The sequence below is a fragment of the Thiobacillus sp. SCUT-2 genome, assembly GCF_035621355.1.
GTDB lineage: Bacteria > Pseudomonadota > Gammaproteobacteria > Burkholderiales > Thiobacillaceae > Thiobacillus > Thiobacillus sedimenti.
This window is the reverse complement of sequence record NZ_CP141769.1, coordinates 1,154,031-1,165,716: the sequence shown is the minus strand read 5'-3', so window position 1 is coordinate 1,165,716 and position 11,686 is coordinate 1,154,031. Positions and strand designations below refer to the sequence as shown.

13 protein-coding genes are annotated in these 11,686 nt (G+C 67.6%); 4 read left to right on the top strand and 9 right to left on the bottom strand.

The window, feature by feature from the left end; genetic code table 11:
• Positions 1 to 4: 4 nt before the first annotated feature.
• Together VA613_RS05735 and VA613_RS05730 are read right to left on the bottom strand one after the other, a co-directional pair.
• The gene (locus VA613_RS05735) at positions 5 to 421 is read right to left on the bottom strand and encodes an ExbD/TolR family protein (protein WP_324780901.1); all 417 of its coding nucleotides are present in this window, start codon (positions 419 to 421) and stop codon (positions 5 to 7) included.
• 6 nt (positions 422 to 427) lie between these two features.
• Positions 428 to 1,033, bottom strand: a complete 606-nt coding sequence (locus VA613_RS05730) for a MotA/TolQ/ExbB proton channel family protein (RefSeq protein ID WP_324780900.1) — start codon at positions 1,031 to 1,033, stop codon at positions 428 to 430.
• A 337-nt stretch (positions 1,034 to 1,370) separates the two neighbouring features.
• Here VA613_RS05730 and xseA point away from each other — a divergent pair, with 337 nt between their 5' ends.
• The gene (gene xseA, locus VA613_RS05725) at positions 1,371 to 2,726 is read left to right on the top strand and encodes an exodeoxyribonuclease VII large subunit (RefSeq protein ID WP_407702881.1); all 1,356 of its coding nucleotides are present in this window, start codon (positions 1,371 to 1,373) and stop codon (positions 2,724 to 2,726) included.
• Between the two features lie 33 nt (positions 2,727 to 2,759).
• Here the strand turns inward: xseA and miaA are convergent, their stop codons facing one another.
• Entirely contained in the window at positions 2,760 to 3,707 is a 948-nt protein-coding gene (gene miaA / locus VA613_RS05720) for a tRNA (adenosine(37)-N6)-dimethylallyltransferase MiaA (RefSeq protein WP_324780898.1), read from the bottom strand.
• 146 nt (positions 3,708 to 3,853) lie between these two features.
• Between miaA and VA613_RS05715 the strand changes: the two genes are divergently transcribed.
• Both VA613_RS05715 and VA613_RS05710 read left to right on the top strand, forming a co-directional pair.
• Positions 3,854 to 4,876 carry a class I fructose-bisphosphate aldolase gene (locus VA613_RS05715; RefSeq protein ID WP_324780897.1) on the top strand — a complete coding sequence of 341 codons (1,023 nt, stop codon included), beginning with the start codon at positions 3,854 to 3,856 and terminating at the stop codon, positions 4,874 to 4,876.
• A gap of 90 nt (positions 4,877 to 4,966) precedes the next feature.
• Positions 4,967 to 5,494, top strand: coding sequence for an acyloxyacyl hydrolase (locus VA613_RS05710; RefSeq protein ID WP_324780896.1), 528 nt, complete (start codon positions 4,967 to 4,969; stop codon positions 5,492 to 5,494).
• A gap of 69 nt (positions 5,495 to 5,563) precedes the next feature.
• Here the strand turns inward: VA613_RS05710 and VA613_RS05705 are convergent, their stop codons facing one another.
• The 6 genes from VA613_RS05705 to tsaE form a co-directional block, all read right to left on the bottom strand.
• Positions 5,564 to 6,019, bottom strand: coding sequence for a ligand-binding protein SH3 (locus tag VA613_RS05705; protein WP_324780895.1), 456 nt, complete (start codon positions 6,017 to 6,019; stop codon positions 5,564 to 5,566).
• Between the two features lie 153 nt (positions 6,020 to 6,172).
• Positions 6,173 to 6,535, bottom strand: a complete 363-nt coding sequence (locus tag VA613_RS05700; protein ID WP_324780894.1) for a S24 family peptidase — start codon at positions 6,533 to 6,535, stop codon at positions 6,173 to 6,175.
• Between the two features lie 56 nt (positions 6,536 to 6,591).
• Positions 6,592 to 8,394, bottom strand: a complete 1,803-nt coding sequence (gene mutL, locus VA613_RS05695; RefSeq protein WP_324780893.1) for a DNA mismatch repair endonuclease MutL — start codon at positions 8,392 to 8,394, stop codon at positions 6,592 to 6,594.
• Positions 8,391 to 8,930, bottom strand: coding sequence for a hemerythrin domain-containing protein (locus tag VA613_RS05690; RefSeq protein ID WP_324780892.1), 540 nt, complete (start codon positions 8,928 to 8,930; stop codon positions 8,391 to 8,393). Before VA613_RS05690 ends, mutL begins: the two co-directional genes overlap by 4 nt.
• Entirely contained in the window at positions 8,927 to 10,144 is a 1,218-nt protein-coding gene (locus VA613_RS05685) for an N-acetylmuramoyl-L-alanine amidase (protein WP_324780891.1), read from the bottom strand. The genes VA613_RS05690 and VA613_RS05685 overlap by 4 nt, the downstream gene beginning before the upstream one ends.
• Entirely contained in the window at positions 10,126 to 10,611 is a 486-nt protein-coding gene (tsaE, locus tag VA613_RS05680) for a tRNA (adenosine(37)-N6)-threonylcarbamoyltransferase complex ATPase subunit type 1 TsaE (protein WP_324780890.1), read from the bottom strand. Before tsaE ends, VA613_RS05685 begins: the two co-directional genes overlap by 19 nt.
• On the opposite strand from tsaE, the gene queG reads away from it, so the two are divergent.
• The gene (queG, locus tag VA613_RS05675) at positions 10,606 to 11,667 is read left to right on the top strand and encodes a tRNA epoxyqueuosine(34) reductase QueG (protein ID WP_324780889.1); all 1,062 of its coding nucleotides are present in this window, start codon (positions 10,606 to 10,608) and stop codon (positions 11,665 to 11,667) included. The two genes, tsaE and queG, sit on opposite strands and share 6 nt — an antisense overlap.
• The last annotated feature ends 19 nt before the right edge of the window (positions 11,668 to 11,686 follow it).

Genomic DNA, 11,686 nt, shown 5'->3' with positions numbered 1-11,686 from the left:
CCCGCTACTGGGCGGTCTGGGTGGCGAAGGTGATGCGGGTCAGCCCTTCGCGGCGCGCGGCTTCCATCACGTTCACCACGGACTGATGCGTCGCCTGCGCATCGGCGTCGATCACCACGACGACGTCGCTGCGGTTGGCGGCAGCCTTCTTCAACGCGGCGGCGAGCTGGTCGACCGAGGCATCGCCGATCGGCGTGTCGTCGATCTGGTAGCGGCCGTCCTCGGCCACCGCCACGTCGATCTGCTTGGGTGGCGTCGGCGTCTGCTGTGCGCTGGTCGAGGGCAGGTTGATCTTGAGGTCGGCGAAGCGCGCATAGGTCGTCGTCACGGCGAGGAAGATCACGATGACGAGCAGGATGTCGATGAACGGAATCAAGTTGATTTCCGGATAGTCCTCGCGGCGGCCCTTGCGAAAATTCATGTCGATCTACTTCCGGTCGCCATGCACGATTTCGACCAGCTTGATCGCCTGCTGCTCCATGTCGACGACGAGCGACTCCACCTTGGCGCGGAAATAGCGGTAGAAGATCATCGCCGGAATCGCCACGATCAGGCCGAACGCGGTGTTGTAGAGCGCGATCGAGATGCCGTGCGCAAGCTGGCCCGGATTGGTGCCGGTGCCGGTCTGCGCGCCGAAGATCTCGATCATGCCGATCACCGTGCCGAGCAGGCCGAGCAGCGGAGCCATGCTGGCGATCGTCCCGAGCGAGGTCAGGAAACGGTCGAGTTCATGCGTCACGGCGCGCCCGGATTCCTCGATCGATTCCTTCATGACCTCGCGCGAGTTCGCTGCATTCCGCAGCGCGGTGGCGAAGATACGTCCCATGGGCGACCCTTCGGCCAGATGCGTCACGAGCTCCTGGGTGACGCCGCGTTCCTGATAGACCTTGATCGTCTCAGGCAGCAGGCCCGCGGGCGCGACTTCCTGGGAACGCAAGCTGTAGGCGCGCTCGATGATGATGGCGACGGCAAGGACCGACGCCAGGATCAACGGCCAGACCGGCCAACCGGCCGCCTCGATGATGGCAAGCACTGGATACGACTCCCGATAAAGCAATCAGGCGAAATGTAGCGCTCACGCGCGGGTTTCGGCAAGCACCAATTGCGATGGACGGCGTTTTTGGCCGGCTGCGCGAGTTCTCCACAATAGGTGTGGATAAGTCTGTGCGAAACGCGCGAACGGTCCCCGCAAACGCCCGCCGCCAAAGGAAAAAGCTGCGCGGCCCAAAAAGTAGACAACCCCCCATCCCGTTTAATATCAATGACTTATAAAATAGCGCCCGCCGTCAATAGGGTCATCGGTTTTTTTTGTACCGTTTTTGAAGGCTGTGCATGAACGGTAGCGGAAGGAACCAGCTATGCTCGCGGCCATGGATCTTGCGGACGATCTCTCCGACAGCCCTTCCCCCCTGCCCGTACTCACGGTGAGTGAGCTCAACCGCATGGCACGGCGCGCGCTCGAGTCACAATTGCCGCTCCTCTGGGTGGAGGGCGAAGTCTCCAACTTCACCCGCGCCGCGTCGGGACACTGGTATTTCTCGCTGAAGGACGCCGCCGCACAGGTGCGCTGCGTAATGTTCCGCGGGCGCAACCAGTTCGCCGGCTTCACGCCGGCCAACGGCGACCATGTCGAAGTCCGCGCGCTGCCGTCGCTGTACGAGGCGCGCGGCGAGTTCCAGCTCGGCGCCGAGCAGATCCGGCGTGCCGGTGCCGGCCGCCTCTACGAGGCCTTCCTCAGACTGAAAACCAAGCTGGAAGCCGAAGGCCTCTTCGATCCCGCGAAAAAGCGCGCCCTGCCCCGTTTTCCGCGCCGGCTCGGCATCGTGACGTCGCCCCAGGCGGCGGCGCTGCATGATGTGCTCACGGCGCTGGCGCGGCGCATGCCGGGCCTGCCGGTGATCCTCTACCCGACGCCCGTGCAGGGCGCCGGGGCCGGCGCGCAGATCGCCGGGGCGATCCGGACCGCCGGCGCACGCGCCGAATGCGACGTCCTGCTGGTATGCCGCGGCGGCGGCTCGCTCGAGGACCTGTGGGGCTTCAACGACGAGGCCGTGGCGCGCGCGATCGCGGCGAGCCCGATCCCGGTGGTGAGCGGCGTCGGCCACGAAACCGACTTCACCCTTGCCGACTTCGCCGCCGACCTGCGCGCGCCGACCCCCACGGCGGCGGCCGAGCTCGCGAGCCCGGTGCGACGGGAACTGCTTCTGCAGCTCGGGCAACTGGCCCGCCAGCTGCATCGTCACCATGCACGCAGGCAGCACGGCGAGATGCAGCGCCTGGACTATCTGGCGCGGCGCCTGGTGCATCCGGCGGAACAGCTGCGACGCCAGCGCGACGGCCTTGACCAGCTGGCGCTGCGCCTGCGGAACGGCCTGCGGGCACGCCTGACACGCGAAGCGCTGCGCATGGCGCGGTTCGCCCAGCAGCTGGTGACGCCGCGGCACGCGGTTCAGCGCGAACAGCAGCGGCTCGCCGCGCTGGCCGGTCGCAGCGGCCGCGCCGTCGAGAGCGCGCTTGCGCGGCGCCGGCTCACCCTGGCGCGTCTGACGAGCAGCCTCGCCCATCTCAATCCCGACGGCGTGCTGGCGCGCGGCTACGCGATCGTACAGCGGCAGGACGGCCGCGTGGTGCAGGACGCAGCCACGCTCGCGGCGGGCGACACGCTCGACCTCCGCCTTCATCGCGGCCGCGCCCGCACCCGGGTCGAGTCGACCTCGGTCGACTGAGCCGCGCCGGCGCGCGACCCTCGGGACCCGACTTCAGCCCATGCGCCCCAGATGCCGGGCCGCTGCAGCGGCCGCCTGCACCTCCACATCCGCCGCCAGGCAATCGAGCACGACCGCATCCGGCCAGGAGCGCAGCCACGTCAGCTGGCGCTTGGCGAGCTGGCGCGTCGCGGCGATGCCCTGCTCGCGCAGCTGCGTCAGGTCGATTTCGCCGTCGAGATAGGCCCACGCCTGGCGATAGCCGACCGCACGCATCGACGGGAGATCGGGCGTCAGCGCGTAGCGGCGGCGCAGCCGCTCGACTTCGTCGACGAAGCCCGCGGCGAGCATGGTGTCGAAGCGCGCCGCGATGCGTTCGTGCAGCACCGCGCGATCGGACGGCACCAATGCGAGCTGCAGCAGCCGATAGGGCAATTCAGCCTGCGCGCGCGCGAGAAGCGACGCCATCGGTCTGCCGGTCAGCCGGTAGATCTCGAGTGCACGGCCGATGCGCTGCGAATCGTTGGGCGCGAGGCGCGCCGCGGTGACCGGATCGATCCGGGCGAGTTCGGCGTGCAGGGCCGGCCAGCCGCGCGCCGCCGCCTCGGCGTCGAGCTGCCTGCGCACGTCCGCGTCGGCGCGCGGCAGGTCGTCCAGCCCCTGCAGCAGCGCGCGGAAATACAGCATCGTGCCGCCCACCAGGAACGGCACCTTGCCGCGCGCGACGATGTCGGCCATCAGCCGCAGGGCGTCCTCGCGAAAGGCAGCGGCCGAATAGGTTTGGTCGGGATCGCGGATGTCGAGCAGATGATGCGGCGCGCGCGCCAGCGTGGCGGCGTCCGGCTTGGCCGTGCCGATGTTCATGCCGCGATACACCAGCGCCGAATCGACGCTGATGATCTCGAGGGGAAAACGCTCGACGAGCGCCACCGCGAGCGCGGTCTTGCCCGAGGCGGTCGGGCCCATGAGGAAAATGGCGGGGGAAACGCTGGGAGGAGGCATGGGGACGATTATCCCCCAGCCTGCCGGGCGCCACGTGCGGTCGCGCGGGCGAATCCTGGATGAAGCGCAGAGATCAGGGTCTAGAGTGAACATGCGGGGCAATAGCGGGTCCCTGCTCTCTTATCCCTACCGGAGGGTCGCAACCGATGAACCTAGACGAACTCAAGTCCGTGGCGAACGCCATTGTCGCCAGGCAGAAAGGCGTACTGGCTGCGGACGAAAGCAGCCCCACCATCAAGAAGCGTTTCGACAGCATCCAGGTCGAATCCACCGAGGAAAACCGCCGGCGCTACCGCGAAATCCTGTTCACCGCCGACGGCATCGAACGCTATGTCGGTGGCGTCATCCTGTTCGACGAAACCCTGCGCCAGTGCACGCGCGAGGGCGTCCCCTTTCCCAAACTGCTGGCGGGCCGCGGCATCATTCCGGGCATCAAGGTCGACCAGGGCGCCAAGGCGCTGGCCCTCTGCCCCGGCGACAAGGTGACCGAGGGCCTCGACGGCCTGCGCGAGCGGCTCGCCGAATACAAGCAGCTGGGCGCCCAGTTCGCCAAGTGGCGGGCGGTGATCGAGATCGACGAACGCGATCTTCCCTCGGCGTTCGGCATCCGCGCCAATGCCCACGCGCTGGCGCGCTACGCTGCGCTATGCCAGGAGGCCGGGCTGGTGCCGATCGTGGAGCCGGAAGTGCTGATGGACGGCGCCCACGGTATCGAGCGCTGCGAGGTGGTGACGGCGCAGGTGCTGCAGGCGGTGTTCGCCGAACTGGATTTCCACCGCGTGCAGTTCGAGGGCATGCTGCTGAAGCCGAACATGGTGATCGCCGGCAAGAAAAGTGTGCAGCAGGCCGGCGTGCAGGCAGTGGCAGAAACCACCATCCGTTGTCTGAAGCGTTACGTGCCGGCGGCAGTACCGGGGATCGTGTTCCTCTCGGGCGGGCAGAGCGCGGAAGACGCCACCGACCATCTGAACGCCATGAACGCGATGGGGGCACACCCGTGGCAGGTCAGCTTCTCGTATGGACGGGCGCTGCAGGCACCGGTGCTGGCCGCCTGGAGGGGGCAGGAAATCCATGTCGCCGCCGCACAGCGGGCGCTCCTCAAGCGCTGCCGCCTCAACGGCCTGGCGCGCGACGGACAATATGTGCGAGCCATGGAAGAAGCGGCCTGACACCGAGCCATTATGCGAAGCCAGTCATTCAGTACAGAACCGGAAATGAAGCATCGATTGCTTGCACGTCGAGCAGGCAGGCTTCTGGGATTGGCCCTGAGCGTTGGCCTCCATGGCCCCGTCCAGGCGAAGGAGTCGGGCGGCCATGCGGAAAGAACGCTGGCGATTGGCGTGCTGGCGCACGACCATGGCCCGTTCAGCGACCACAACGAGGATGGCGTCGACCTGAACCTGGAGGTGCAGTTCGCGCCGCTGGCCTTTCCAGGCTCGCCACGCGCCCACCTGGGGGTGACGGCGAACTTTGCCGGCGAGACCAGTGCGGCATACGCCGGTCTCGGCTTTCGCCTGCACGAGCAACCGAAGGGCTTCGTCGATGCACTGCTCGGCGTTGCGGTCCACAACGGCCCGCTCCACAAGGATCCGGTCCGCTGCGATCTCTACAGCGATTGCGGCTTCGGCACCCGCTTCCTGCCCCGCCTGGGCCTGGAGGCCGGCTACCGGATCGGGCCGCAGGCGACCGTCTCGCTCCTCTACGACCACATGTCGCACAAGTGGATCGTGAGCGGCGAGAACGAGGGCATCGACCACATCGGCCTGCGCTACCTGCGGGCCTTCTGACAGGGCTTCAGGCTGCCCCACAAGAAAAAACGGCGGGTCTCCCCGCCGTTTTTTGCTGAACCGCGTCCGTCAGGCCGCATGCGCGTAATGTGCCTTGGCCTTGCGTGCGGCCTCGATTTCCTCCGGGCCGTAGGCCTTGCCGGACCACAGCATCTCGTAGGCGATTTCCTCGTTGCCGTTCTCGCACAGTTCCAGCGCTCTCCGGAACAGCGGCTGGAAGGTTTCCGAACGGTGCGACTTCTCGTGGCTCTCGAAGTCGGTCCAGAACGTCACGATCAGCGCTTCCCGGCCTTTCAGCGGGCTTCCGACGGCCTGGCCGATGGTCGAGCCTTCGTTCGAGACCTGGCCGGAATTCAATGCGACGAAGCCGCCGACGAAGCCGGTGTCCGAATGGTAGGTCTTCACGTTCTCGCACAGGAACGCCACCCGCTCCTGAAGGTCGTCGACCGTGTACTCCGGCTTCAGAATCACCCGGTTGACGGTCACGATGCCGTCGGACGGGAAGTTTGCGATCAATCCACTCATGGTCATTTCTCCTCTCGGGAACGTTGGACACGATCCCAGTCTAGATACCTGAGTGAATTAGTCAACTACTTTATTAGTAGGGTTAATTTATTCATAAACGAATTGAATTACGGCACCGAGACGCCGTTCGCCGTTTGTCAATCCCTTCCGGAATCACACGTAGCGCTTCTGTTCGCTGCGCCTGCCCGGGCGCTTCTTCATGATGACCACGCCCCGGGCGACGCCGATGTCGTCGACGGGGATGTTCTCGTACAGCGGATTGAGCGGTTTCAGCATCCAGCCGCCGTCGCGCTTCACGATCTGCCGGAAGATGTACTCGTCGTTGACGTAGGCAACGACATAGGACCCGTCCTTCACCAGGCCCGAGGGTTCGACGACGATGATCTCGCCCTCCTCGAACTCGGGCAGCATCGAGTCGCCCAGCACCATCAGGGCATAGGGCTCGGAGCCGGCGCAGTTGCTTGCCTCGTTGATGTCCTGGATGGGAATGGTCTTGCGGGGAGAGGATTCGCTCATGGGGGACCTCGGTAATACCTGACTAAATAACTCGGAATTCTAGCAGAGACCGACCTTCAGCGGCCGCGCATGAACATCGCGTCGAGCTCCCGCAGGCTCAGCTGGAACCAGGTCGGGCGCCCGTGGTTGCACTGCGCGGCGCGCTCGGTCGCCTCCATCTCGCGCAGCAGCGCGTTCATTTCCGGCAGCGTCAGGCGCCGGTTGGCGCGCACCGCGCCGTGGCAGGCGAGCGTCGCCAGCAGTTCATTGCGCCGCTCGGCCAGCAGCCGCCCGACGCCGTACTCGGCGACTTCGGCGAGCACCGCGCGGGTCAGTTCGACGGGGTCGGCATCCTTCAACAGCCATGGCACCGACCGCACCGCAACCGAAGTCGGCGAGCTCACCGACAGCTCGAAGCCGATCTCCGCAAGTGCGTCGAGATGCGGGCTGATCTCCGCGACGTCGCGCGCATCGACCGTCAGCGCGACCGGAATCAGCAGCGTCTGCGCCGGCACTGCACGGGCGTCGAGCGCGGACTTGAGCTTCTCGTAGACGACGCGCTCGTGCGCCGCGTGCATGTCGACCAGCACCAGCCCGTGGGCGTTCTGCGCCAGCACGTAGACCCCGTGCAGCTGGCCCAGTGCGTAGCCCAACGGCGGCACGTCACCCTCGCACGCCGCCGGCAAGGGCTGCGCCACAGTCGCAACCGCACGCACTGAATCCAGACCGCCGAGTTCTGCCGCTTGCGACGCAGGCGGCGCGCCACTCAACGCGTGCGCGGCAAGCGGCGCATAGAGTGCCATGGCCTCGGCGACCTGCAAGGGCATGCTCGCCTGCTGCGGCGGCGTCCACGCCGGACGCGCCGCCGGTACCGCGGCCGGCCCGCTGTCCGCCGTCACCGGCGCGGCCAGCATGCGCTCGACCGCGTGGAACAGGAACTGGTGCACCCCACGGCCGTCGCGGAAGCGGATCTCGGTCTTGGCCGGGTGCACGTTGACGTCGACGGCCTCCGGCGGCAATTCGACGAACAGGCAGTAGGCCGGGTTGAGCTGATGGTGCAGGACGTCGCGGTAGGCTTCCTTCAGCGCATGCACGATCAGCTTGTCGCGCACGTAGCGGCCATTGACGAAGATGTGTTGGCCGTCGCGGCTGGCCGTCGCGGCGGCGGGTCGCACGACCCAGCCCGACACGCGCAGCGGCCCCGCCGCCGCCTCGACGGCGATGGCGTTCGTCTCGAATGCATCGCCCAGTACGTGGCGCACGCGCGCGACCGCGGATTCGGTGCCGAGGCGCAGCTGCGTGCGGCCGTTGTGCGCGAGCGTGAACGCGACCTGCGGATGGGCCAGCGCCAGCCGCCGGACGGTTTCGGCGCAGTGCGCGTACTCGGTCGCCTCGGTTTTCAGAAACTTGCGCCGCGCCGGCGTGTTGAAGAACAGGTCCTGGATGTCGATCGTCGTCCCCTGCCCGCGCGCGGCGGGGGACGATGCCTCGAGGCGGCCGCCCTCAGCCTGGATCGCCCAGGCATGCGCATCGCCCGCACCGCGGCTCACCAGCTGCACCCGCGCGATCGCGGCGATCGAGGCCAGGGCCTCGCCGCGGAAACCCAGGCTCGCGACCTGCTCGAGATCGGCAAGACTCGCGATCTTGCTGGTGGCGTGGCGCGTCAGTGCGAGCACCAGTTCGTCGCGTGGAATGCCGCTGCCGTTGTCGGAAACGCGAATCCGCTTGATGCCGCCCTGCTCGAGCTCGACCTGGATTTCCGTCGCGCCGGCGTCGAGACTGTTCTCCAGCATCTCCTTCAACGCCGACGCAGGGCGTTCGACCACCTCGCCGGCGGCGATCTGCGAGATGAGGACGTCGGGCAGGACGCGGATGCTCACGGCGCCTCCGGAAACGGCACCCGGCGCCGCGCCGCCATCGCGCGCCCCAGCCGCTCGCGGGCCGCCGCGTCCAGAACGGCGCGGGCGAGCGGCAGGACGTGCGCGTTTTCGAAGTCGAGATGGCTGCGGTTGAGGGCGATGAACCGCTGCGTGAGCGGGGCGTCCAGGTCAGCCGCCCGGCCCTCGGCGATCGGCGCGAGCTGGATGCGCAGATGCTGCCACAACAGCGCCAGCTCGTCGTGCTCGAGCGTCAGCGCCTCGACCAGGTCGCACGTCCCCGCTGCGCCAGCCTCTTCCAGCAGCGGAAACAGGTTGCGCTCCTCGTCGTCGTGGTGATGTACGCCGGCGGTGTCGAAGTAGGCCAGCACCGCGCGTGCGGCCTGCTGCGCCTGGCGGTCCGCCCCATGGCCGGGAAGATGCGCCAGCAGCCGGTCGAGGGTGTCGCACTGCCGGGCGATGCGGCCATGGCAGGCTTCCAGGACGTCGAGCGGCCGGTCGAAGCCCGGGGCCGCCGGCCCGAGCAGGCTCGCGGTCATGGATTGCGCGTCAGCCGCGACGGCGCAGTCAACGGATGCTTGTCGAAGTAATCCTTGACGCCCTCGACGATGGCGTCGACCAGCTTGTCCTGGTAGGCCGGGTCGTTCAGGCGTTTTTCTTCGTCAGGATTCGAGATGAAGGCGGTCTCGATCAGGATCGAGGGAATGTCAGGCGCCTTCAGCACGGCAAAACCGGCCTGCTCGACCTCGCCCCGGTGCAGCGTGTTGATGGTGCCGATCTCCTTCAGCACCGCGCGCCCCAGCTTCAGGCTGTCGTTGATCGTCGCGGTCTGTGACAGGTCGATCAGGGTCCGCTTCAGGAACGGATCCTTGACATCGACATTGACCCCGCCGATCAGGTCGGCATCGTTCTCGCGCTTGGCCAGCCAGCGCGCGGCGACCGAGGTCGCGCCATTCTCGGAGAGGGCGAACACCGACGAGCCGCGGGCATGCGGCTTGATGAAGGCGTCGGCGTGGATCGACATGAAGAGGTCGGCCTTCAGCGCGCGCGCCTTGACGACGCGCTGCCCGAGCGGCACGAAGTAGTCGCCGTCGCGGATCAGCACGGCGCGCATGTTCTCCTGCGCATCGATCCTCTGCTTGAGCTTCTTCGCCAGCGCCAGGGTGATGTCCTTCTCGTGCGAGCCGTTGGCGCCGCTGGCGCCGGGGTCCTCGCCGCCGTGGCCGGCGTCGACCGCGACCGTGACCAGGCGCGCGAAGCGGGGCGCCTCCGGGCGCGCCGGCTTGCCCGCCTTCGGCCGCTCGCTCTCGGCCATCGGTGGCGCTGTGTCGGGGGCAGGCACGTCCGCCTTGGCCGGATAGAGGTCCACGACCAGCCGATTGCCGTACTGCCCGCGCGGGCCGAGCTGAAACACGGAAGGCTTGACGGCGCTCTTCAGATCGAGCACGAGGCGCATCACGCCGGGCCGGTTCATGCCGACGCGGATCGCCCCGATGAACGGGTCGTCCTGGCTCAGTTGCGCCGCCAGACCGTCCAGCGCCGGCCCCGCCTCGACATCCTCGAGATCGATCACGAGGCGATCGGGGTTGGACAGCGTGAAGTACTTGTAGCCGACGGCCTGCGGTGCCTCCAGGGTCAGCCGCGTGTAGTCGGGCGAGGGCCACAGGCGGACGGCGGAGAGCTGGGCCGCCTGGGCCCAGCCCGACGCCAGCAGGCCGCATAGCAGGAAGAGTTTCAGCAGTGCGTGCAACATGTCTCCAGATACTGTGCGCCGCGCGGGCTCGCCGCCTCGCATTCGATATCGCGCGCCTCGTCGGCGATCGTCAGGCGGATCACCACGTCGGGCGGCGGCAGCCAGCCGGCTGCCTTTTCGGGCCACTCGATCAGGCTCACCGCACGGCCGTCGCTGACGTCGCGAAAACCGGCATCGAGCCATTCGCGCGGGTCGTGCATACGATACAGGTCGAAATGATACAACTCAAACGCAGGCAGGCTGTAGGTCTCGGCCAGCGTGTAGGTCGGGCTCTTCACGCGGCCGCCGTAGCCCAGCGCGCGGAGGACGCCGCGCACCAGCGTGGTCTTCCCCGCCCCGAGGTCTCCCTCGAGATAGAACGTCATCCCTGGCTGCAACGAGGCCGCGAGCTGCGCGCCGAACGCCAGCGTCGCGGCCTCGTCGGCAAGATGGCGGCGGCAGCGGACGGTATCATTGGTTCTATGCATGCGCACGATCTAAGCCGGTTGGCGGAACAAATCAAGCAATGGGGCCGCGCGCTCGGCTTCGCCGCGGTAGGCATCTCCGACGGCGACCTCGCCGAGGCCGAAGCCGGCCTGCTGGCGTGGCTGGAACGGGGCTTTCATGGCGAAATGGATTATATGGCCGCGCACGGCACCAAGCGCAGCCGGCCGGCCGAACTGGTGCCCGGCACCGTACGCATCATCAGCGCGCGGCTCGACTATTTTCCCCCCGCGGGAGCCGACCCGCACACCGTGCTGGCCGACGCACAGGCGGCCTACGTGTCGCGCTACGCGCTCGGCCGCGACTACCACAAGGTGCTGCGCCAGCGCCTGCAGGCGCTCGCGGACCAGATCAGCGCCGCTGTCGGCGAGCATCGCTATCGCGTCTTCACCGACAGCGCGCCGGTGATGGAAGTGGCGCTCGCCACGCAATCCGGACTCGGCTGGCGCGGCAAGCACACGCTGCTGCTGAACCGGCAGCACGGCTCGTGGTTCTTCCTCGGCGAGATCTACACCGACCTGCCGTTGCCGGTGGATGCGCCGGAGGCCGGCCACTGCGGCACCTGCCGCGCCTGCCTCGACGTCTGTCCCACCCAGGCGATCGTCGCGCCCTATTCGCTCGATGCGCGGCGCTGCATTTCCTATCTCACCATCGAACTGAAGGGCAGCATCCCGCCCGAACTGCGGCCGCTGATCGGCAACCGCATCTACGGCTGCGACGACTGCCAGCTGGTGTGTCCGTGGAACCGCTTCGCGCAAACTGCCGAGTTGCCGGACTTCGCGGTGAGGAACGGGCTCGACGGCGCGCGCCTGGTCGAGCTGTTCGCCTGGAGCGAGGCCGATTTCAACGAACGCCTGGCGGGCTCGCCGATCCGCCGCATCGGGCACGAACGCTGGCTGCGCAATATCGCCGTCGCGCTGGGCAACGCATCGCCCTCGCCCGACATCCGCGCCGCGCTCAGTGCGAAGCTGAACCACCCGTCCGCCACCGTGCGGGAGCACGTGGTGTGGGCGTTGGCACGCCAGTCCGCTGGGCACTGAAAACGAAATGGGGGGCTAC